This window comes from Paenibacillus sp. MBLB1832, from assembly GCF_032271945.1.
Taxonomy (GTDB): Bacteria; Bacillota; Bacilli; order Paenibacillales; family NBRC-103111; genus Paenibacillus_E; species Paenibacillus_E roseopurpureus.
In genome coordinates, this window is the sequence record NZ_CP130319.1 from 2,248,431 (window position 1) to 2,270,503 (window position 22,073).

General features: G+C 48.0%; 20 protein-coding genes. 18 read left to right on the forward strand and 2 right to left on the reverse strand.

The annotated features are described in order from the left end of the window. Positions 1-2 precede the first annotated feature (2 nt). The gene (comER, locus tag MJB10_RS09695; protein WP_314804056.1) at positions 3-833 is read right to left on the reverse strand and encodes a late competence protein ComER; all 831 of its coding nucleotides are present in this window, start codon (positions 831-833) and stop codon (positions 3-5) included. 117 nt (positions 834-950) lie between these two features. Between comER and MJB10_RS09700 the strand changes: the two genes are divergently transcribed. The 7 genes from MJB10_RS09700 (at position 951) to holA (ending at position 8,517) form a co-directional block, all read left to right on the forward strand. Beyond that, complete coding sequence (locus tag MJB10_RS09700) at positions 951-1,514, forward strand: ComEA family DNA-binding protein (protein WP_314804059.1); 564 nt, start codon at positions 951-953, stop codon at positions 1,512-1,514. Positions 1,515-1,621: 107 nt separating this feature from the next. After that, a complete protein-coding gene (locus MJB10_RS09705) occupies positions 1,622-2,134 on the forward strand; it encodes a deoxycytidylate deaminase (RefSeq protein ID WP_314804060.1) in 513 nt (170 codons plus the stop codon). Positions 2,135-2,462: 328 nt separating this feature from the next. After that, a complete protein-coding gene (locus tag MJB10_RS09710) occupies positions 2,463-5,009 on the forward strand; it encodes a DNA internalization-related competence protein ComEC/Rec2 (protein ID WP_314804062.1) in 2,547 nt (848 codons plus the stop codon). Positions 5,010-5,129: 120 nt separating this feature from the next. Continuing rightward, complete coding sequence (locus MJB10_RS09715) at positions 5,130-5,327, forward strand: hypothetical protein (RefSeq protein WP_314804063.1); 198 nt, start codon at positions 5,130-5,132, stop codon at positions 5,325-5,327. 230 nt (positions 5,328-5,557) lie between these two features. Next, positions 5,558-6,106 (forward strand): RNA polymerase sigma factor, encoded by a 549-nt coding sequence (locus MJB10_RS09720; RefSeq protein WP_314804066.1) that lies wholly within the window; start codon positions 5,558-5,560, stop codon positions 6,104-6,106. Continuing rightward, positions 6,103-7,290: a zf-HC2 domain-containing protein gene (locus MJB10_RS09725; protein ID WP_314804068.1), complete on the forward strand. Its 1,188-nt coding sequence runs from the start codon at positions 6,103-6,105 to the stop codon at positions 7,288-7,290. Before MJB10_RS09720 ends, MJB10_RS09725 begins: the two co-directional genes overlap by 4 nt. A gap of 207 nt (positions 7,291-7,497) precedes the next feature. Beyond that, positions 7,498-8,517, forward strand: a complete 1,020-nt coding sequence (holA, locus tag MJB10_RS09730) for a DNA polymerase III subunit delta (RefSeq protein ID WP_314804071.1) — start codon at positions 7,498-7,500, stop codon at positions 8,515-8,517. Between the two features lie 60 nt (positions 8,518-8,577). On the opposite strand, the gene rpsT is transcribed toward holA, so the two are convergent. After that, positions 8,578-8,829 (reverse strand): 30S ribosomal protein S20, encoded by a 252-nt coding sequence (gene rpsT, locus MJB10_RS09735; RefSeq protein WP_065850436.1) that lies wholly within the window; start codon positions 8,827-8,829, stop codon positions 8,578-8,580. 207 nt (positions 8,830-9,036) lie between these two features. Between rpsT and gpr the strand changes: the two genes are divergently transcribed. The 11 genes from gpr (at position 9,037) to dnaJ (ending at position 22,062) form a co-directional block, all read left to right on the forward strand. Then, the gene (gene gpr / locus MJB10_RS09740; RefSeq protein WP_314804077.1) at positions 9,037-10,035 is read left to right on the forward strand and encodes a GPR endopeptidase; all 999 of its coding nucleotides are present in this window, start codon (positions 9,037-9,039) and stop codon (positions 10,033-10,035) included. A 180-nt stretch (positions 10,036-10,215) separates the two neighbouring features. After that, complete coding sequence (gene spoIIP, locus MJB10_RS09745) at positions 10,216-11,445, forward strand: stage II sporulation protein P (RefSeq protein ID WP_314804080.1); 1,230 nt, start codon at positions 10,216-10,218, stop codon at positions 11,443-11,445. Positions 11,446-11,464: 19 nt separating this feature from the next. After that, positions 11,465-11,863: a DUF3679 domain-containing protein gene (locus tag MJB10_RS09750; RefSeq protein ID WP_314804082.1), complete on the forward strand. Its 399-nt coding sequence runs from the start codon at positions 11,465-11,467 to the stop codon at positions 11,861-11,863. Between the two features lie 74 nt (positions 11,864-11,937). Continuing rightward, positions 11,938-13,752, forward strand: a complete 1,815-nt coding sequence (gene lepA, locus MJB10_RS09755) for a translation elongation factor 4 (RefSeq protein ID WP_314804083.1) — start codon at positions 11,938-11,940, stop codon at positions 13,750-13,752. Positions 13,753-13,835: 83 nt separating this feature from the next. Then, positions 13,836-14,984, forward strand: coding sequence for a radical SAM family heme chaperone HemW (gene hemW / locus MJB10_RS09760; protein WP_314804085.1), 1,149 nt, complete (start codon positions 13,836-13,838; stop codon positions 14,982-14,984). A gap of 143 nt (positions 14,985-15,127) precedes the next feature. Continuing rightward, the gene (locus MJB10_RS09765) at positions 15,128-15,601 is read left to right on the forward strand and encodes an N-acetyltransferase (protein WP_314804088.1); all 474 of its coding nucleotides are present in this window, start codon (positions 15,128-15,130) and stop codon (positions 15,599-15,601) included. A 108-nt stretch (positions 15,602-15,709) separates the two neighbouring features. Next, positions 15,710-16,738 (forward strand): heat-inducible transcriptional repressor HrcA, encoded by a 1,029-nt coding sequence (hrcA, locus tag MJB10_RS09770; RefSeq protein ID WP_314804091.1) that lies wholly within the window; start codon positions 15,710-15,712, stop codon positions 16,736-16,738. Further along, on the forward strand, positions 16,735-18,276 hold the full coding sequence (locus tag MJB10_RS09775; protein WP_314804093.1) for a TCP-1/cpn60 chaperonin family protein: 1,542 nt from the start codon (positions 16,735-16,737) through the stop codon (positions 18,274-18,276). Before hrcA ends, MJB10_RS09775 begins: the two co-directional genes overlap by 4 nt. Positions 18,277-18,334: 58 nt before the next feature. Then, positions 18,335-18,901, forward strand: a complete 567-nt coding sequence (gene grpE / locus MJB10_RS09780; RefSeq protein ID WP_314804095.1) for a nucleotide exchange factor GrpE — start codon at positions 18,335-18,337, stop codon at positions 18,899-18,901. A gap of 62 nt (positions 18,902-18,963) precedes the next feature. Beyond that, entirely contained in the window at positions 18,964-20,808 is a 1,845-nt protein-coding gene (dnaK, locus tag MJB10_RS09785) for a molecular chaperone DnaK (protein WP_314804097.1), read from the forward strand. 138 nt (positions 20,809-20,946) lie between these two features. Beyond that, positions 20,947-22,062, forward strand: a complete 1,116-nt coding sequence (gene dnaJ, locus MJB10_RS09790; RefSeq protein WP_314804100.1) for a molecular chaperone DnaJ — start codon at positions 20,947-20,949, stop codon at positions 22,060-22,062. Positions 22,063-22,073: the final 11 nt, after the last annotated feature.

Genomic DNA, 22,073 nt, shown 5'->3' on the forward strand with positions numbered 1-22,073 from the left:
GGCTACTGCTGCTTGGATGTAAAGAGCTGTTCGGCCTTCTCGATGTCTTCTTCATATTTACCATGTGTGGCACGAATCACTTGAGAGAATACACCAGCAAGCTCCTTCTCCAAAATACGCAAGCCTTCGGCAGTAATTCCTCCAGGAACAGAGACACGCTTTTGCAATGAAGCCGGATTGAAGCCGCCAGTTGTCAGCAGTTTGCCTGTACCTAAAGTCATTTCACTGGCAAGCAGTGTAGCCTCCTCAGCCGAAATACCTGTTTCTTCCACCGCCGCATCGATAAACGCTTGAATGAAGCTAGATAGAAAAGCAGGACCGCAACTGGATAAATCGGATGAAATCCGAGTATAATTTTCTGAAACACGAATAGGTGTGGAGATGTGTGTGAAAATATTTTCGAGCCATTCTTTATCTTCAGGCTGCATACGATTTCCATGAATACAAAGGGTAGCACCGCTAAGTACATAGTTCGTAATGCTAGGAATGATTTTGCTGATTTTGGCAGGCAGCATCCCTTCCAGATGCTTGATCAGAATCGGACTCGTAATGGATATGATAAATTGAGAGGAGAGCACGTCCTCTTTAATTTCGTCAATAACATTTCTGAATTCAGAAGGTTTCACACATAGGAAAATAAGATCGCAGCCCCGCACGACATCTCGATTGGATTCAGCAACCTGCAGTCCAGGATATCTCTCCGCAAGCAGCTCTACTTTACGTAACGTTCGATTGCTCGCTAGAATTTGCTCGGGATTGAATGCCCCAGAATGAATGAATGCTTCGATCAGAATACTTCCCATACTCCCAGTACCGATGAATCCAGCTTTCATCAAGTAATCCCTCCCGATAAGAATGTTCTCTTTATTCACCAATTCATATAGTCAATGGGACGCTTTTTCATGTATATGGCTGCACGTCTGAAATTATGCTTAGTAAGGAGGTAGTCCGTGTTTTTTTTTGGTAGCAAAATAAAGAAAATACTTTTGATGATCGGCGTTGCGTCGCTGATTGTCGGGGTTGTTTGGCCTTTTTTGCGAGGGGGCCAGCCGCTGATCCAAACGGGTTTTGTCCCGATCAATGATGCGATGGCGGATTTGTTGGAGATGGAAAAAAGTGAACCGCACGCTGAACCAAAGATGGTGTCTCCGGAGTCAGCAAGGCCAGTGATTTCGGCGAGTCCGAGTGCCTCCAATCGAGTAGCATCCTCGAGTTCGGCCGTTCCCTCTCCCACCGTTCCTGCTGTGGTAACGCACGCTAGCCAGCCGACATCGCAGGCTGCAGCTCCGAATCAAAAACAAGAGGCGAAAGAGGGACGCTTGAATTTGAACACAGCAACGCTCGAGCAATTAGATAAACTGCCAGGTATCGGCGAAAGTAAAGCGAAAGCAATTCTTGCCTATCGATTGCAGAAGGGGCAATTCAAACGGATCGAAGAGCTAAAGGACGTCAAGGGGATTGGTGACAAAATGTTTGCGAAGCTGCGAGAACTCGTCTATGTTGCGCCTTCCTAGTCTATCTTTTCATTTCGATAGAAGTATGAGAGAATACTAGAAATAGTTATGGACATCGTTTCTAATCGGGGAATAGCGATCACGTCATCAGGAGGGGGTTCATCGAAATGAGCATTCGAAAGGATTGGGATACGTATTTCTTGGATATCGCCTATATGGCATCTACGCGCTCGCGTTGTAATCGGAGACATGTTGGTGCTGTGCTGGTACAAGGCAAAAAACTGCTGGGAACCGCCTATAATGGGGCACCCATGGGTGTACCTGACTGCACCGAAGCGGGCTGTATGCTGGTTGAGGAAATCGAACTGAAAATGATTGCCGATATCGAGGAAGTTGTGCGCAAACATCGCTGCATTCGTACCATTCATGCAGAGCAAAACTTGCTGTTGTTTACGGATCGCGAGGATCGTGAAGGCTCAACGGTGTACGTAACGGACCAGCCATGCTGGACCTGCGCGAATATGTTAGCGAACAGCGGTGTGACGGAAATCGTTTTTCATAGGGGTTATCCGAAGGATCACGAGAAAGTCAGCGAATTAATGTTGGCAAGAGGCATTTCGTTCCGCCAGCTGGCAAGCTATGAACCTCCTGCGGGCACCGTGTCGGAAGTTGTGAATTAAATAAATGTTCTGAGAGGAAGAACCTCTCTCTGGCAGTTGCCCATCGGGCAGTGCTGGGGGGGAGGTTTTTTTGTGTGGGAGATGAACGTTGAAGCCTGAAAGCTGAAACCCAACCCCGAACCCCGAACCCCGAACCCCGAACCCCGAACCCCGAACCCCGAACCCCGAACCCAACCAGGGACCACTGACCCCCGACCACCGCTGAGTCTCCAGTCTTATCTGAAAAGATGAAAAACATCATTTCAGCACCCAAAGTTGGCTTTCCAAACGCTAAAGTGATGAAAAACATGATTTTGCAATTTATTTGTTAAATGGAGGGAGTGCCCGCATGAGAAGACCAGTTGTTCTAGGATGCTGTCTGTGGATAAGTGGTTATGCCCTTGCGATATTCACCGAAATCGCATGGCTGACTTGGACGACGAGCGCGCTGCTGCTCGCAGCGCTCGTCGTCATGTTCGCGCTGCGCCTGCCTGGCCGGCAGGCGCTAGGGCCACTGCTGCTGGTCGTCATAGCCTACGGCTATTACCACGGGACCGACCAGCGCAACATCACAGCCCTGCCGCTCGCGCAGCAGGGGCAGGTCAACGAAAGCGGCAGCGAGGTCACGCTGCTCGGCCGGTTCGCCAGCCCTGTCACCCTCGACGGTGACAGGGCCAGCTTTACCGTGGAAGCGGCGTCCGTCCGCTTCCAGGACACCGCTTTCCCGCTCAGCGGGGAAAGCGTGCAGGTCTCGCTGCGCCTGACGGAGCAGGAGCAGCAGGCCATGCCGTCGGGCTGGCGCCGCGGCGACGCCCTAACAATTAAGGGGACGCTGCGCAGCCCGTCCCCTGCCCGCAACTTCGGCGGCTTCGATTACCGCCGATATTTGCGACTTCACCACACCCATTGGCTGTTGTCAGCCAAAGGGGTGGATCAGGCGCAGGTGCAGCCTGCGGCACCGCGCCTAAGCGTCGTTCAGCTGCTGCGCTGGAACGACGAGCTGCGCGCTGCGCTCAGCAGGCGCATGGATAGCATTTTTCCCGCGTCGCAGGCGGGATTCATGAAAAGCATGCTGATCGGCCTCACCGACGATCTAGATCCCGACCGCTTCCAGCAATTTTCTGAGCTGGGTCTGACCCATATTTTAGCTATATCGGGGCTTAATATCGCTGTTTTCCTTGCGGTTTGCATCTGGATCATGCGACGGCTGCGCCTCACGAAAGAGAAGTACCTCCTCGTCTGTCTTTGCCTGTTGCCGCTCTATATACTTCTAACAGGCGCATCCCCATCCATTATCCGCGCAGGGCTAATGTCGATGATCGCCATATTTGCGGCACGCCAGGGAGGACTCAAGGATGTTCTGCACATCCTCGCTGTTACCGCCTGGGCGATGCTGATCTGGAATCCGTACTACCTGCTCGACGTCAGCTTCCAATTGTCCTTTCTAGTTACGCTGGGTCTAATCCTTGGCGTACAGCGAGTTACTGACCTGCTTTCGCGATATATCGATTCACCGATAATTCAAAACACCATCGCCATAACCCTCGTCTCGCAAGCCGTATCTTTCCCTGTCTCGATCTATTATTTCAATCAATTTTCGTTGTTGTCATGGCTCGCTAACGCGGTGCTGGTGCCCGTTATCTCCATGGTTGTCTTTCCTGCAGGCTTGGTTGCACTTGCACTTGGCTTGATTTATGTGCCCATTGGCCGAACGATCGGGTGGTTGATTGCCAAGTTAAACGAAGCCATATTTTGGATGACCGATCACCTCCAGCAGCTTCCTCATCTCAAAATGATTTGGCCAAGCCCGAGCTTGCCATGGATGGTGTTGTATTATTTGGCACTTCTTCTCCTTTATTTCCTTGCGAAACGAAATGTGCAATCTGAAACTGATGAACTGCCCATCATGCTCGAGCCTAAGGTGAAACGAACCATTAGCACATGCTACCGTAAAATAAGCCTATTGGTTGCGCCTAGCTGCTTTGGAATCTTACTGTGGATCGGTTATTCTCCGCATCACTTCCAGCGAACAGGTCTAGTTCAATTCCTCGACGTAGGACAGGGAGATTCGATCTTAATTCGTACACCTTATGGTAAACATATCTTAATTGATGGGGGTGGAACGCTCACCTTTCATAAGCCTGGAGACGAATGGAAGAAGCGTAACGATCCTTACGAAGTAGGCAAAAAATTGCTAACGCCATTGTTGAAGAAGCGAGGTATTCAACAACTGGACCTGCTTGTGCTTACCCATGAGGATGCTGACCACAGCGGGGGGTTGCAAGCTGTTGTGGAACAAGTTCCTGTGAAACAATTTTTATTTAACGGTACTTTTAAAGAAGGGGAAAGTATGAAGAAGCTGTTTTCTACGCTTTTGCAACATCGTGTTCCTTTGCTGCCTGCACAGGTTGGTGATTGGATCGTAATTGATCCTGTCACAAGATTACAAGTGCTGTTTCCCCTTGAAACAGAGCATCATCAGGTTGAGCTTGTGAAAGAACAAAATGCAAGATCCGTTGTTTTTTTGTTGGAGATGCTCGGAACGAATTGGTTGTTCACAGGCGATATGGAGAAAGAATCCGAAGCGGAGGTCCTTCAATATTTAAACCAGAATACTGCTATCCAACCCAATAACAAAAATACAAAACTCGATGTACTTAAAGTCGCACATCATGGGAGCAAAACCTCCTCAACACCCGAGTGGCTCGCCTATTGGCAGCCCCATTACGCTGTGATTTCAGTAGGCGTCATGAATAGCTATGGACACCCGTCTCCCGAAACTATCGAACATTTGGATGATGTGCATGCTGCCGTATTTCGAACTGATCAAATGGGGGAAATCCAAATGGAAGTGCGACGATCAGGCATTTATACACGGATGAAGCTAAAAAACTAGAAGTTCAAGTCTTCTATAGGTGAAAGGTCGTAGGTCACAGGTATTTTTATTTCAAAATTTTTGAAATTTCTGGCGGTGCCGCTGGGCTAGCGACTCAGGCGGAACGACATTTTGAGGGGCATGACGAAACAAACGATGGAAGAGTCGCAGATCCTGCTGAGCGAATCGATGATGAATGTCAGTGCGGTTTCCCAGCAATCGTTAGCCACTTCGGAACAAGTAGCGGCATTAAGCTCTGAGCAATTAAGAATCATTGACGAAATAGTAGACTTGTCTACGAAACTGGAGGTGCTATCTAACGCCTTGCAGAACTCTTAGTCCAAATTTAAAGTTTAAAAATAGCCTTTAGTGAACGTGCCCAATGGGATCGTTTGCTTAGGGCTTTTTAGTTATTTGAAACTATAATCGCCTTTTTGCGTCTAAAAGATGTGAAATCGTCTTTTTTTTGTTATTCTGGTAGTTGCACGCTCTATGATATTTATTCTAAAAGAATTGCAACCTTATGAGACGTGTTCGCGTTTATAAGAGTGCAAGGGGGAGGGATCCCAGTGATAGCACCCGAGCTGGTAAGATCAGCACAAGCCGGTGATCGTGATGCGCTCATTACCCTGTTGCGAGAGATTGAGTCTCACGTTTATCGAACCGCATTTTATTTGTTAAATAATGAACAAGACGCGCTGGATGCTTCGCAGGAGGCACTCATTCGAATTTATACGAAAATTCATTCCTATGAAGAGAAAGCACTGTTTACAACGTGGGTGCAGCGGATTGTTACGAATATTTGCATCGATAAATTTCGCAAGGCGAAACCGACGGTTTCAATGGATGAGCATGAGATGACGTTTACAGCTGAGAATAACGTTGAACGCGAAATTATGACTGGCTATTTAGCGCAAGATATTCGAGAGGCAATCGATAAGCTTCCCGAACACCACCGGACTGTCGTTGTGCTTCGTTATTTGCAAGACTTTTCGTATCATGAAATCGCAGAATCGCTTGGTTTACCGCTGAATACGGTGAAGTCTTACTTATTCCGAGCTAGACACTCGTTGCAGTCGATGCTCCAAGATTATCAGAAAGGAGGTGTTCGGGGATGAAATGTCAAGAGGTGATGATCTACATGCAAAGACAGCTAGATGGAGATTTAACTCCTAATGAGGAAGATGAGCTGCATGCTCACCTTATGCATTGTTTGGACTGTGCTCAGATGTACGAACGTCTGCAATCGCTGTCCGACGAGTTATCCCAGTTACCGAAGGTAAAGCCGCCTTTCTCTTTGGTTGATGCTATCATGCCGCAGCTGCTTGAATTAGATAAACAACCTGTGAATCCGGTCGTCGTACCTTTCCAAGCCGCTTCGGAGTCTATGGCGGGGCGGAAGATAACGAAACGAAGTCGCATCAGAGAGCAATTTTCCTGGAAAATCGCAAGCGGAGTTGTCGCCGCAGGGCTCATTATTGGGTTCTTTGCCTTTAATATGAAGCACCCTGTATTAGATAATGCGGATGGCATCTTCAATTTTACATCAAGCAGCTCTGAGTCTAAAGCAGACCGACCTAGTGCAGCAACTTCGAGTCAGAGCCGTGCGCTAGACAGTGCCGACATCTATAAACAGGAGCTGTCAACATCAAACCAGGCGGTGCCGAAGTCGTCAATGTCGGATACTAAGACGAAGGGGAAGGAAGATCTGATCCCCCAAGCGTCCGCAGCTAGCGGTAATCAGACACAACCAATGGACGCAATGGTTGAGAAACCCAGTGCTTACACAGCACCTATCAGCGGGCAAGATGCATTGGTGAAGCCACAGGTTCCTTCTACGTCAGCGCCAGAAAAAATGAAAATACCAACGGATTCGAATATGGCGAAAAATGCAACCGACACGAAGGACATGTCAGCCGTTTCCGGCTCAGCAACACCAACTACGACACCGAATGAATCGAATCCAGATGCTGTTTCGAAGAAGCTGACACCGTCCGCTGGTGAAGGGTTCAAGATCGGTTCGATGGCGAGCATCCTTCCGAATAATGAACTTCAGAACCCTTCCATCTTGAAGTCGGCTTCAGGGGCATACGCTGCATCTGTTGAAGATGCACATGTTGTGATTCGGAACAGTCAAACATTGGAGATTGTTTTTGCTTCCAAACAAGTATGGCAAGGGAATGATGAAATCAAGCTGATCGAATGGTCGAAGGATGATAAGCTGTTCTATCAAGTGACAAGCAACGGAACCATTCAAACGATTTTAATTGATGTGAATGCGCAGACAGAAGCCAATAAATAAAGTTGGATGGATATGCACCAACTGATCTTCGCCTGCGTAAGTTATAGTACATCGCTACTAGACAGTTCATTCATCCACATGGTTTAAGGTTTCTAGGGCCTTATATCTGTGTTTAAATAGACTGGCAAAGGGATTGCATCAAGGTCTTAGGACTTTGACGTAATCCCTTTGTTGTTGTTAGAATAAGGTGGAGGGGTGAGGCAAGCGATGGATGCGAAACGAGCATTAAAAGACATAGCAGCAGGCCGGCCAGCGCCAGTATATTTGTGCTACGGTCCTGAGAAATATAAAATGCGTGAATTCATTCAAGTTTTAACGGACGCGTTAATGGAACCTGAAGATAGAGAGTTTGCCCTCAGCAAATTTGACTTGAGTGAAATCCCGCTCACATCTGTCTTGGATGATGCGGAGACATTGCCTTTTATGGTGCCAAAAAAGCTGGTGATCGCCAAGAATGCGCTCTTCTTCACGGGTGCGAAGGAAAATGCCAAGCTCGACCATAACTTGGATCGGTTAACCGCGTATTTGAAATCGCCGGCTGAGCATACGGTTGTCGTATTCACCGTAGACGCGGATAAGCTGGATGAGCGTAAGAAGATTGTGAAAGCTTTGAAGGACATGGAAGCCGCGGTGCCGTTCCTTTCATTAAGCCCTGAGGAGCTTACTCAGTGGGTGGCCAAGCGAGCCAGTCAATTGGGGTTTACGTTTACAGGAGGGGCCGCGGATCAACTTATCCTGTACACAGGCGGCAATTTGCAATCCCTCTCTGCTGAATTAGAGAAAATCTCCTTATTCGTAGGCGCGGGGGGAGAAGCGACGCCGGCTGTTATCGATCAATTGGTCGCGAGAAGCACGGAGCAGAACGTTTTTATTCTTATTGAGGATATTGTCAATGTTCGTTTAGATCGCGCTTTTGTCATCTTGGAGGAGCTCTTGAAGCAGCGTGAAGAGCCGATCAAAATTGCTTCGCTCATCGCCAGACAGTTCCGGATTATGCTGCAAGTAAAGGAGCTCGGCAAGCAAGGGTATTCTGGGCAGCAGATGGCGTCTCAGATCGGCTTACATCCTTTTGCGGTCAAGGTAGCCGAAGGTCAGGCGCGTAAGTACGATATAGACAAGCTGAGCCGAATTATGGGCGAGTTAGCGGACCTTGATTTGCAGATGAAAACGGGGAAAATTGATAAAGTGTTAGGTTTGGAACTATTCCTCCTTAGGCTGGCTGCCTAGGGAGAAAAGAAAAAAAGACTAATTCGCTTAGAATTAGTCTTTTTGCTTTATGTCCGGGAATTACGCTTGAGCCGTAAGAGCGTTCAGCTTTTTAGCTAGACGGGACTTCTTGCGGTTAGCGGCATTTTTATGAATTAAACCTTTAGAAGCTGCTTTATCTAATTTCTTGGAAGCAGAAACTAGAGCTTCAGGGGTTAAAGCTGTTTCGAAAGCTTTCACAGCAGTACGCAAAGCGGACTTGTGGGAAGCGTTACGAAGACGACGCTTTTCGCTAACTTTAACTCGTTTAATAGCGGATTTAATGTTTGGCATGAAATTCACCTCCTACTTACAAAACACGTTCAACGTTACATTTGTATGTTTGCTGACAACTTTAAGTATTCTACCACGCACAAATTGAAATTGCAAGAGCTGTCAATAGGTTTTCAGTGGTCTTTGCGCATTGTATAAGGGGCTGGAATCTGTCGCACAATAAGGGATACCATCAACCTTCTAAAATGCCCAGAAAGGGGTTCTCCCATGGACTTAGGCTTTTATAATACACATACAGATCTTGCGCTCGATGCGAGGGATATGGCCCAGGCCGCTAATCAAGGGCAGCCAATTCCTGGTATTGAACAGGAGTTTACGAGAGAAAATGGCATTCGCGTGACGAAAATTAATGTATTGAACGAAGAAGGCTCTAGAGCGCTTGGCAAGATGCTCGGTCATTACATAACCATCGAGGTGCCTGCACTTCGGGAGAAAGACAGCCAGCTTCAAGATCGAGTCGCGACGAAGCTAGCACAGGAGTTTGAACAATTTCTGAAGGGAATAGGCATTCCCAAAAACGCAAAAGCACTTATTATCGGTCTTGGTAATGCCAATGTGACGCCGGATGCGTTAGGGCCTCTTGTTGTCGAGAATGTGATGGTGACGCGGCATTATTTCGAATTAGTTCCCCAAGATGTGAGTCCAGGTTATCGAGCGGTAAGTGCCGTAGCACCTGGGGTTCTTGGTACAACAGGCATTGAAAGCAGCGATATCGTGCAAGGGATCGTTGACAAATCGAAGCCAGATTTCATAATCGCCATTGATGCGCTGGCATCCCGATCCTTGGACCGTGTCAATACAACGATTCAAATTGCGGACACAGGCATTCATCCAGGTTCAGGGATCGGGAATAAGCGCAAAGGCTTGACGAAAGAGAATCTTGGCATCCCCGTCATCGCCATCGGTGTACCGACTGTTGTTTACGCGTCCACCATCGTCAATTTTGCCTTTGACCTTATGCAGAAGCATTTTAATGATCAAACGAACACTACAGGTAAAATTCTAGGTCTATTGGACAACATTAATGAGGATGAGCGGCTGCAGCTTGTCAAAGAAGTGCTCAATCCTGTCGGGCACGATCTGCTCGTCACACCGAAAGAGATTGATCAGTTTATTGAAGATATCGCCAATATCATTGCCAGCGGATTGAATGCAGCCTTGCACGACGCTGTTGATGTTGATAATGTGGCTGCCTACACGCATTAATGCAGGATGAAGAACTGAACCCGCCTTGCGTGGGCAGTTCTTTTTGCGTTTTACAGGCATGAAAACTCCATCAGACATTTCTCCTATGAAGCTACTATCCAAAAATCTAGCGAAAACTGGTTCTATCGGCCGGGCTCGTTTCATAGATTGAATTAAGATAGTTTAGGAGGCATGGTAACTATGAAATGGACAACAGCTACATGGAATTTCAGCCAAGTTCGCAAAACCTTTCAAAGCGCCAGTTCCGTCGGGAAAACCTTTATCATTCTCAGCACCTCGACCTTAGCGCTATTCGTACTCATCGGGCTGGGAAGCGTTCTACAAAGTAGCATGATGACCACTTCGCCGGTTTCATCCATGAAAGGTCTCGCCGCATCTGTCACCAATCAATTTTTCATTGATATGATCGGAATGGAAGTCCCTCATTTAAATAAGAACCATAAGAAATTCACCTTTTCCCAACGCAACGTGTTTCATTTTGCTTTCCAATTCATGACGAACATCAATCCGAGTGATCCCAAAAGCTTGGTTGCCAGCGAGGTTCCAGGCATGGACACGAATCGATCAACTGTGCTGGTAAAAGGGAGTGAGACGAATCCCAGTTCGCCCATTGATTACAATCCGGGTTCCAATAATTTAGAAGCGGAAGCCAGAGTGCCGATCCCTTCGCCTTCAGCGCAACCGTCACCGAATAGCTCTGCAACACCTTCTCCTAGCGCGGTCGGGCAACCGCCGAAAACGGCTGGCGATAATATTGCTTTCATTTATCAAACCCATAGTAATGAGTCATTCTTGCCTGAACTCAAAGGGGTTACAGATCCAGATATGGCCTATAGCGATAAAGTCAATATCATTTCGGTAGGTCAACGTTTGGCTCAAAATTTGGAAAAAGACGGGATTGGTGCTGTGCACTCCGAAACCGTGTATCCAAGTACGGTGAAAAACTTCGAGTATCCGTACTCCTACAAGTACTCACTCAAAACGTTGCAAGAAGCGATGTCAGCGCATAAAGACTTAACATACTTCTTCGATATCCATCGGGATTCGGCAGCTCGCAGCAAAACCACTGCCACCATTGATGGTAAAGATGTTGCACAGGTGTATTTTATCATCGGCGGCAAAAATCCGAACTGGAAGAAGAATGAGGAATTTGCCAGCAAAATTCATCAAGTACTGGAAGAGAAACACCCTGGCGTTTCCAAAGGGATTCATGCGAAAGAAGCAAGCGAGGGCAATGGCTTGTATAACCAGAACATTTCGCCCAACAGCATTTTAATAGAAGTAGGCGGTCCCTATAACACACTGGAAGAGTGCTACCGTACAACCGATTGGTTGGCTGAAGCGATCTCTGAAGTAATTATGAATGCGAAGAAAGTGGATGCGCCAGCCGCATCGACGAATAAATCGTAAAGGCAAGGAGATAGGTAAAATGAGGCTGAGAGACTTTTATCTAAAGGTTGGCTTGTTCGGTTTACTACTGTTGTTCTGTGTGCTGTTTGGCGTCAGTTTGGCATCAGGCGGTATGGAGCGGATTGAAGGAGCGCAGCCTTCGTCAAAGCCAGTGTTAGTGAGCGCAACAGCCACACCTGTACCAGGTAAAACAGGGGCAACAGTTGTAAAATCAGCGCCTCAGCCTACGTCTGTTGTGAAAGACACAACAGGGAAAGCTAACCCAACAGGGGGAGCCACACCTGCTCCTGTCGTAGCAGATCACGATAATTCGTTGAACCGTGTGGGCAATAAATTAGGCGATCTTCTGCAAATTACGATGCACCATGGCATTAAATTGTTTGTTTCCATATTCGACGCCGTTTTGGGCAAAGGGTAGGGTGTCCATTGCTCCGCGTACTCACAACTGCTATAATGAAAATTATTTGCATGTAGTGGGGGTTAGTCTTTAGCATGACGGACATTCGAGAAAGACAACAAAGAATTCGCAACTTTTCAATTATCGCTCATATCGATCATGGTAAATCAACATTAGCGGATCGTATTCTGGAGTATACAGGTGCATTGTCATCACGTGAAATGCAAGAGCAGGTTCTCGATCAGATGGATCTGGAGCGCGAACGGGGCATTACCATCAAGCTGCAAGCGGTAAGATTGGCTTATCGCGCGGATGACGGTATTGATTATATCCTGAACCTCATCGACACACCTGGACACGTCGACTTTACGTACGAAGTATCACGAAGCCTTGCGGCTTGTGAAGGCGCGTTGCTCGTCGTTGACGCGGCACAAGGGATAGAAGCTCAGACTCTTGCAAACGTGTATCTAGCGTTAGAGAATAATCTAGAAATTTTACCTGTTATTAATAAAATTGATCTGCCAAGTGCGGACCCAGAGAAAGTTAAGAACGAGATTGAAGAAGTGATCGGGCTTGATGCTAGCGATGCCGTTCTTGCCTCAGCGAAAGCGGGTATCGGGATTAAAGACATCATCGAGCAAATCTGTTTGAAAGTGCCTGCGCCACAAGGAAATCCGGACAATCCGTTGAAAGCTTTGATCTTCGACTCTCACTACGACAGTTACAAAGGTGTTATCGTGTATGTGCGTGTCGTGGATGGTTCCATCAAAGCGGGTTCCAAAATTAAAATGATGGCGACGAACAAAGTGTTCGAAGTCATCGAGGTAGGGGCATTCAAACCACGAATGTCATCGGTTCCTTCCCTAGAGGTCGGCGATGTAGGCTTTATCGTGGCTGGTATTAAAAATGTTGGAGACACCCGCGTAGGGGACACGGTAACGGAAGCAGACCGCCCTGCACCAGAGGCGCTGCCAGGTTATCGTCGCATTAACCCGATGGTATTCTGCGGCTTGTATCCGATCGAAACAACGGATTACAACGATTTGCGCGAAGCGCTGCAAAAGCTGGAATTGAATGATGCGTCCTTGCGTTTCGAGCCAGAGACGTCAACGGCATTGGGCTTTGGATTCCGTTGCGGTTTCCTAGGACTGTTGCACATGGAGATTATTCAGGAACGGATCGAACGCGAGTTCAACATTCCATTGATTACAACGGCGCCGAGCGTTATCTACCGTATTACATTAACGAATGGCGATGTGCTCGAGATTGATAATCCGTCCAATTATCCAGATCCGCAACGTATTGACTTCGTTGAAGAGCCTTTTGTCAAAGCGTCGGTCATTGTGCCTAACGATTTTGTTGGTACGATTATGGATCTGTGCCAAGGCAAGCGCGGAGAATATTTGAATATGGAGTATTTGGATACGAATCGCGTCACGTTGACGTATGATATTCCGTTATCCGAGATCGTCTACGATTTCTTCGACATGCTGAAGTCGCGTACCAAAGGATATGCATCCTTTGATTACGAAATCTCAGGTTACAAGAAGTCCAATCTCGTTAAGATGGATATTTTGCTCAATTCCGAGCAGGTAGATGCTCTTTCCTTTATCGTTCACAGGGATACGGCTTATAACCGTGGTAAAATCATTTGTGATAAGCTGAAGGATCTCATCCCGCGGCAAATGTTTGAAGTGCCGATTCAAGCGGCGATCGGACAGAAAATCGTAGCGCGTGAGACGGTTAAAGCGATGCGCAAGAACGTCCTCGCGAAGTGTTACGGCGGTGACATTTCCCGTAAGCGTAAATTGTTAGACAAGCAAAAAGAAGGTAAGAAACGCATGAAGCAAGTCGGCAGCGTCGAGGTGCCGCAAGAAGCGTTCATGGCTGTTTTAAAAATCGACGAATAGATCCATGGCATGAAAAGCTGGGGTGGCAGCGTACGCTGTCCCTTGGCTTTTTGTCAATGAAGCCCCTAGGAAGGAATGCCCTTATGTTAGTTACGTATGCAGCGCCAACAGCGGTGTACATTCATATCCCGTTTTGCACGAACAAATGTCATTATTGCGATTTTAATTCGTATGTGCTCAAAGGCCAGCCTGTTATGGCTTATTTAGACGCGTTGGAGCGCGAAATGGCGCTTACAGTGCGTCAACATCCACCGCATAAGGTGGAGACGATTTTCGTGGGCGGCGGAACGCCAACCGTGCTGCTTCCCCATCAAATGGAGCGATTTCTGCGTATGGTACGCACGTATTTCCCTGTGGATGCGGAAGTGGAGTTCTCGATGGAAGCCAATCCAGGGACGACCGACGAGGATAAGCTGGCTGTCATGAAGGAAGGCGGGGTAAACCGCATCAGTTTTGGTGTGCAGTCTTTTAATAATGATATCCTGGCGGCCATTGGCCGCATTCATAATACAGATGATGTGCACAGAAGTATTGCTAACGCCAAGAAGCTGGCCTTCGATAACTTGTCCATCGACCTGATGTTCGGACTTCCGAAGCAAACGGTTGACATTATGCAGGCAACACTAGACGAGGCGTTGTCCCTCGATTTGCAGCACTATTCGATCTATAGCTTAAAAGTAGAAGAAAACACACTGTTCCACACCTTGTTCAATAAGAATCAGCTCCCACTACCGAGTGAGGATGAAGAAGTCGAGATGTATGAGTTGATTATGCGCAGGCTGGAGAGTGCAGGATATAAGCAGTATGAGATCAGCAACTTCGCCAGACCCGGCCGCGAAAGCAGGCATAATACGATGTACTGGCGCAATCGCTCCTATTATGGGCTTGGCGCAGGTGCTCACGGATATATAGACGGTCTTCGTCACATCAATATAAAAGGCGTACAGCCGTATATCGATGCAACAGAAAAAGGGCTGCCGATACTGGAAACGAACGAGGTTTCGCCTCAGGAGGCCATGGAAGACTTCATGATGGTTGGCTTACGACTGATGGAAGGCGTTCGCAACGCAGATTTCATTGCGCAATTCGGTACAACGATCGAATCGCAATTTGGCGAGACGCTTCAAGGTTGGTTGAAAAAGAAGTTGCTCGAACAAACAACCGATGGCTATCGACTATCGAAACAAGGCATCTTATTAGGTAACGAAGTGTTTGCGTCCTTCCTATCCTAACGAGGGTCATTCCCAAGTAAAAAACGCTTGTGCATTTATACGTCATGTTGTATATTTATACATGAATCCACAAGCGAAAGAGCGGAAAGCCGCAGAACGCTAGCGTGGCTTTTATGCATTTTTTTGCGATTGGTGGGATAAGCGTGAATACATCAACTACAGTATCCGTAAGAAAAGCTTCGGTGGATGATATCGAGAAGCTTTATGACATTATACAAGGTTATGCGAAGCAAGGCATTATGCTCCCACGGACGAGAGAGATGCTGGAGGATGGGATCGACACCTTCGTCGTGGCTGAATTCGAAGGAGTTTTAATCGGCTGCGGATCATTGACACGGCTTGGACCCGATTTAGTCGAGATACGCTCGCTAGGCATGACGCCTGGCTTCAAAGGGCAAGGCATTGGCGGCAAGCTCGTCAATTTCTTGGTTGAAGAAGCGAGAAGCCAAGGGATTATCAAGGTAATGGCGCTAACGTATGAGGTTGCCTTTTTCCAAAAGAACGGGTTTACACTCGTGCCGAAGGAGATTTTTCCTGAGAAGGTTTGGAGAGATTGCATGCATTGCAAAAAACAGTATTGCTGCGACGAAATCGCCGTGCTTAAACGTTTGGATTGACTTGACAACAGACCTTAGGGTCTGTTATTTTTGTATTAGGAATTAGCACTCACTAAATACGAGTGCTAACGAAACGGCAAATAGTGCTAGTGAGGAGGAGAGGTACTCATGTTGACAGAGCGTCAGCGCATGATTTTAAGTGCTATCATAGATGATTACGTTCGTTCAGCGGAGCCAATTGGTTCGCGCAGTATTTCGAAGCGAGGGAATGTTGGGTTCAGCCCGGCGACCATTCGTAACGAGATGTCTGATCTCGAAGAAATGGGCTATTTGGAGCAGCCTCATACGTCCGCAGGTCGTATTCCATCTCACAAAGGGTATCGCTATTATGTCGATCATTTGCTCAAACATGGTTCCTTGCACTCGCAAGATTTGAACTCCATGAAGGGTGCATTTGCTGAACGTATTCAAGAGATGGAAGGCGTTATTCAGCACGTTGCTGGTATGCTCTCAAGTCTTACGAACTATACGTCCATCGTACTGGGACCCGAGGTGTTCAGCACGACCTTGAAACATATCCAGATTGTTCCGCTATCAGAGACGTCGGCTGTTGCGATCATGGTGATGAATACAGGGCATGTTGAGAACAAAACGGTGACGATTCCAGAAGGCATCTCGATGGTTGATATCGAGAAGGTCGTTAACATATTGAATAAAAGACTACAGAACGTCCCGTTGATTCAGTTCAAATCGAAGCTTTATAACGAAATTTCGAATGAATTAAGTAAATACGTCAGCGGCTATCAAGAATTACTGGGTATGGTGGAGGGTGTTCTTCAGAGCAATGAGAAGGATCGTGTATTCCTTAGCGGCATGACGAACATGCTCACACAGCCAGAGTTCAAAGATGTAGATAAAGTGAAAAGCATCTTCGATCTATTAGAAGAAGCACCAACCTTGATTAAATTATTTACACCGTCAAATGAAGGCATTGAGATTAAAATTGGTGCTGAAAATAGTCTTGAAGCGATCTCAAATTGCAGTTTGATTACCGCGTCTTATTCGATTGGCGGAACACCGCTCGGTACGATTGGTATTTTGGGACCTACGCGCATGGAGTACGGGCGTGTGATCGGATTGATGGAGCACTTATCGAAGCATTTGGAAGTGGTCCTCGGACGTTGGTACGGCAAATGAGTGGAATGAAACCCTTGCATGGCGATAGTGAAGAGCGTTACTCCACACTGGTGAATAATGCCGCGGCTGTAAGAGCGATTTGCTCTGCAGTCGAGGGAACGCTAGGACCTAAAGGCTTAGATACGATGCTTGTAGGCGGTCAAGGCGATGTCATTATTACGAATGACGGCGTTACGATTTTAGAGAAAATGGATGTGACCCATCCTGCTGCCAGGTTAATGATTCAAGTCGCGCGTAGTCAACAACGCCAGATTGGCGATGGAACGACGACAGCAACCGTTCTGGCAGGTGCTCTCGTACAGGAAGGTGTTGCGCAAGTAACCCGCGGTGTACCTGTAGCGAAAATCGTGTCTGGCATGCAGCAAGGTATTGAGCTGGCAACCCAGCAACTACAAAGCCGTAGCCGTACCATTATAGGTTTGCAAGACCGAGCGCTGCAGCGGATCGCCGTTACGGCTGGCCGCGAGCAGATGGATATCGCGAAGCTCATCATTCAGGCCGCTGAAGCCGTAGGTGAAGAGAAGCTGCGCGAAGAGGGCTATCGCTTCGCGGACAGCGTGCTCGCCCACGAAGAAGCGAGCAGTGAGGTCTGGACCGGCATTCTGCTGAACCAGAAGCCGATGAACCTGCACATCTCGGAAGAACGCCGAGATGCCCGTATTCTCGTGCTGCATGATGCTCTGGAGCCTGAGGCGGTCAGCGAGGAATCGCTGGTCACCGAGGCAGGCTTTCAGCGCTACATGCAGCTCCGGGAACTCTTCCGCAGCAGCCTCGCGCAGCTGCTGGAACTTGGGGTCGGACTCATCGCGTCCGACCGCGGGGTTGACCCCGAGGCGGAGCAATTCTGCTCCGATCACGGGATCCTCGTGATGCAGCGGCTGTCCCGCAGGGACTTGCAGCTGCTGAGCGAGCACACCGGCGCTAGGCCGGTGCGGCGCACGGCGCTGCGAAAGAGCGCGCCGGAGCTGAGCGCCGCGCTCGGTCACGCGGGCTATGCCGCGTATGACGAGCGGCTGGAGCGCGTGCGCGTGGCGCACGGTCACGGTGAGCAACACGTGACCGTGATCGTCGGCGCCGCGACACGCGAAGCGGCGCACGAGCGTTCGCGCATTGCGAAGGATGCGGCGTCAGCCGTCCAAGCCGCTGTGCGCGGCGGGTACTTGCCTGGCGGCGGGGCGGCCGAGCTGGCCGTCGCCCACGACCTGGAGCGGCTGCGCGAGACGATGAAGGGCATGGAAGGCTTCGGTGTGACCGCGGTCGCGGGAGCGCTGAGGAAGCCGTTGTCCCAGATCGTTGTGAACGCGGGCTATAATCCCCTGGAGAAGGTAGAAGAGCTCAAGGCCGCCCAGCTAGCACAAGAGACGGACAGCCTAGGCATTGATTGTGATACAGGGTTGATTACGGATTTCGTTGAAGCGGGTATCGTTGACCCGACCCACGTGAAAATTCACGCTTTGCAAGCGGCTGGCGAAGTAGCTGCCGCAGTGCTGCGTATTCATACCGTGATCAAGATGAAACAGCCTTTTGAAGAAAGCTGAAGATGGGCAAACTAAGCCACAACTGAGTATTGTATTATGTTTAGGAGGTGAAGGACAATTGAGTACTGGAGATAACAAAACAGTCGAACAAGATCAAGATCACACTACATACGCAGCCGAGAACGAACCGACGACAGAGCAAGAAGTCGTAGAGGAAGTGGTTTCCGAGGAAGCGAACAGCGAATTGGAACAGGCGCGTGTGCAAGCCGAAGAAAACTATCAGCGTTTATTACGCGTTCAAGCGGACTTCGATAACTTCCGTCGCCGCGCTAGAGCGGAGAAGGAAGATTTCGCGAAATACGCTTCGCTTAAATTGATTGAACAGCTTTTACCGATTGTGGATAACTTCGATCGCGCGCTGTCTTCAAGCAAGGAGACGAAGGATTTCGACGCATTAGTGAAAGGCTTGGACATGACATACCGCGGCATCGATCAATTGCTGACGGCTGAAGGGCTTAAGCCAATCGAAGCAGTGGGTCACCCGTTCAATCCTGAATTCCACCAAGCGGTTATGCAAGTGGAATCTGAGGATCATGAAGAAGGTATCGTCGTGGAAGAATTGCAAAAAGGCTATATTCTCAAAGATAAGGTCATCCGACCAGCCATGGTTAAAGTCAGCGTTTAATTGACATTATCACTTAAAATAAACTAATCACGTTCCATAGGAACATAAGGAGGCAGCTCTACATGAGTAAAGTAATTGGTATTGACTTAGGTACAACAAACTCTTGCGTAGCCGTAATGGAAGGCGGAGAAGCCGTTGTAATTCCAAATCCAGAAGGTAACCGCACAACACCATCCGTTGTAGGTTTCAAGAAAGATGGCGAGCGTGTTGTTGGTGAAACAGCAAAACGTCAAGCAATCACAAACCCTGATAAAACAATCTCTTCCATTAAACGCCATATCGGGACGAACCACAAAGAGAACATTGATGGTAAAGAATATACACCACAAGAAATCTCTGCAATTATCCTGCAAAAGTTGAAAGCTGATGCAGAAGCTTACCTTGGTCAAACGGTAACACAAGCGGTCATTACAGTTCCTGCTTACTTCAATGACAGCCAACGTCAAGCGACGAAAGATGCTGGTAAAATTGCTGGTCTAGAAGTTCTACGTATCGTCAACGAGCCTACAGCAGCAGCACTTGCATACGGTTTGGAGAAAACAGAAGACCAAACGATCCTGGTTTATGACCTAGGTGGCGGTACTTTTGACGTATCCATCCTTGAGCTTGGCGATGGTTTCTTCGAAGTTAAAGCAACTAGCGGCGACAACAAACTAGGCGGCGATGACTTTGACCAAGTGATCATTGATTACCTCGTAGCTGAATTTAAAAAAGAGCAAGGCATTGACCTTTCCAAAGATAAAGCGGCTGTTCAACGTTTGAAAGATGCAGCTGAAAAAGCGAAAAAAGAACTTTCCGGTGTTCTGACAACGACAGTTTCCCTTCCGTTCATCACAGTTGCAGACGGCGTTCCTCAACATTTGGAGGTAAACTTGACGCGTGCGAAGTTCGAAGAACTTTCCCACCACTTGGTAGAAAGAACACTAGGACCAACTCGTCAAGCGCTGCAAGATTCTGGTTTGTCCACAAGCCAAATTGACAAGGTTGTTCTTGTTGGTGGATCCACACGTATTCCTGCGGTTGTTGAAGCGATCAAAAAATTAATCGGTAAAGAGCCTCACAAAGGCGTTAACCCAGATGAAGTTGTTGCCCTTGGTGCAGCGGTTCAAGCGGGTGTGTTGACAGGTGAAGTGAAAGACGTTGTTCTTCTAGACGTAACACCACTTTCCCTTGGTATCGAAACAGCAGGCGGCGTATTCACAAAAATGATCGACCGCAACACTACGATTCCAACAACGAAATCCCAAGTGTACTCCACGTATGCAGATAACCAAACGAGCGTTGAAATTCACGTTCTTCAAGGTGAGCGTTCCATGGCTAGCGGGAACAAAACACTTGGCCGTTTCATGCTAGGTGATATTCCTCCAGCTCCACGCGGCGTACCGCAAATCGAAGTTAGCTTCGATATCGATGCGAACGGGATCGTTAACGTATCTGCCTTGGATAAAGGTACAGGCAAAAGCCAAAAAATCACAATCACTTCCTCCAGCGGCTTGAGCGATGCGGAAGTTGAACAAATGGTGAAAGACGCGGAAGCTCACGCTGAAGAAGACCGTGCGCGTAAAGAGCTTGTAGAAGCTCGCAACGAAGCGGATCAATTGGTGTACTCCGTTGATAAAACGATTAAAGATCTTGGTGACAAAGTGGACCAAGGTGAGATCGATAAAGCAAATGCAGCGAAAGAGAAAGTGACAACTGCCCTAGCAGGCAATGATCTTGAAACGATCAAATCAGCTACTGCAGAGTTGACTGAAGTGATTCAACAATTGTCTGTGAAGTTGTATGAGCAAGCGTCCCAAGCACAAGGACCTGATGCAGGTGCTGGCGCAGGCGCTGGTGAAGCTCCTAAAGGCAGAGAGAATGTTGTAGACGCTGACTACGAAGTGGTTGACGAAACTAAAAAGTAAACATATTCTAACTAAATAGAAGTTCGTTCTATGGGTTGGTTATGATTAATGTGAATTAACGTACGAGTCAAAGCTTACTGGGGATCCCCTCAGTGGCTTTGACTTTCCGTTTGTAGTCTTGAACATGGGAGTGGAACAATGAGTAAACGTGATTACTACGAGGTGTTAGGTCTCAGCAAAAATGCGTCACAGGATGAGATCAAGAAAGCTTACCGCAAAATGGCGCGTCAATATCACCCTGACGTGAATAAAGCGGCAGATGCGGAAGATAAGTTCAAAGAAGCGAAGGAAGCTTATGATGTATTGAGCGATGATCAAAAGAAAGCGCAATATGATCAGTTCGGACATGTCGATCCAAATCAAGGATTTGGCGGTCAAGACTTCGGCGGCGGCTTCGGGGATATCTTTGATATGTTCTTCGGTGGCGGCGGCGGTGGCAATCGTCGTAACCCGAATGCACCGCAGCGTGGGAATGACTTGCAGTATACAATGACAGTCGAGTTTAAGGAAGCGGTGTTCGGGAAAGAAACGGACATTAACATTCCGCGTACCGAGAATTGCGATACGTGTCATGGTTCAGGCGCGAAAGCTGGAACTAAGCCAGAAACTTGCGGCGGCTGTCACGGAAGCGGGCAGCAGGAAGTGGTTCAGAATACGGCGTTTGGCCGTATCGTCAATCGTCGTGTGTGTACGTCTTGTAATGGATCGGGGAAAATTATTAAAGAGAAATGCGGAACCTGTCATGGCGCAGGGAAAGTGAAGAAAACCCGCACGATCCACATCAAGATCCCTGCTGGGGTAGATGATGGTGCTCAGCTTCGTGTTTCTGGTGAAGGGGAAAGCGGTACACGCGGCGGTCCTTCTGGGGATCTGTACGTTGTTATCCGCGTGAAGAATCATGAGTTTTTCCAACGTGAAGGAAATGATATTTACTGTGAAGTGCCACTAACATTCATGCAAGCAGCACTTGGCGATGAGATCGAAATCCCTACCTTGACGGAAAAAGTGAAGTTAAAAATTCCGGCTGGAACGCAAACGGATACGTATTTCCGACTCAAAGGCAAAGGGGTTCCGCATCTTCGCGGCTTCGGCCAAGGCGATCAGCATGTGAAGGTAATTGTCATGACACCGACTAATTTGTCCGAAGAGCAGAAAGATTTGCTCCGCCAGTTCGGTAAACAAAGCGGCGAGCATACGCATGAACAAAGCCAGTCTATTTTTGAACGTATGAAAAGAGCCTTCTTAGGCGACTAAGCAAATAACCC

Excerpts from the sequence above, each read along its gene's own strand:
- comER (WP_314804056.1), bottom strand. The coding sequence starts at position 833 with ATGAAAGCTGGATTCATCGGTACTGGGAGTATGGGAAGTATTCTGATC.
- MJB10_RS09705 (WP_314804060.1), top strand. The coding sequence starts at position 1,622 with ATGAGCATTCGAAAGGATTGGGATACGTATTTCTTGGATATCGCCTAT.
- MJB10_RS09710 (WP_314804062.1), top strand. The coding sequence starts at position 2,463 with ATGAGAAGACCAGTTGTTCTAGGATGCTGTCTGTGGATAAGTGGTTAT.
- MJB10_RS09715 (WP_314804063.1), top strand. The coding sequence starts at position 5,130 with ATGACGAAACAAACGATGGAAGAGTCGCAGATCCTGCTGAGCGAATCG.
- MJB10_RS09725 (WP_314804068.1), top strand. The coding sequence starts at position 6,103 with ATGAAATGTCAAGAGGTGATGATCTACATGCAAAGACAGCTAGATGGA.
- holA (WP_314804071.1), top strand. The coding sequence starts at position 7,498 with ATGGATGCGAAACGAGCATTAAAAGACATAGCAGCAGGCCGGCCAGCG.
- rpsT (WP_065850436.1), bottom strand. The coding sequence starts at position 8,829 with ATGCCAAACATTAAATCCGCTATTAAACGAGTTAAAGTTAGCGAAAAG.
- gpr (WP_314804077.1), top strand. The coding sequence starts at position 9,037 with ATGGACTTAGGCTTTTATAATACACATACAGATCTTGCGCTCGATGCG.
- spoIIP (WP_314804080.1), top strand. The coding sequence starts at position 10,216 with ATGAAATGGACAACAGCTACATGGAATTTCAGCCAAGTTCGCAAAACC.
- MJB10_RS09750 (WP_314804082.1), top strand. The coding sequence starts at position 11,465 with ATGAGGCTGAGAGACTTTTATCTAAAGGTTGGCTTGTTCGGTTTACTA.
- lepA (WP_314804083.1), top strand. The coding sequence starts at position 11,938 with ATGACGGACATTCGAGAAAGACAACAAAGAATTCGCAACTTTTCAATT.
- hemW (WP_314804085.1), top strand. The coding sequence starts at position 13,836 with ATGTTAGTTACGTATGCAGCGCCAACAGCGGTGTACATTCATATCCCG.
- hrcA (WP_314804091.1), top strand. The coding sequence starts at position 15,710 with ATGTTGACAGAGCGTCAGCGCATGATTTTAAGTGCTATCATAGATGAT.
- MJB10_RS09775 (WP_314804093.1), top strand. The coding sequence starts at position 16,735 with ATGAGTGGAATGAAACCCTTGCATGGCGATAGTGAAGAGCGTTACTCC.
- dnaK (WP_314804097.1), top strand. The coding sequence starts at position 18,964 with ATGAGTAAAGTAATTGGTATTGACTTAGGTACAACAAACTCTTGCGTA.
- dnaJ (WP_314804100.1), top strand. The coding sequence starts at position 20,947 with ATGAGTAAACGTGATTACTACGAGGTGTTAGGTCTCAGCAAAAATGCG.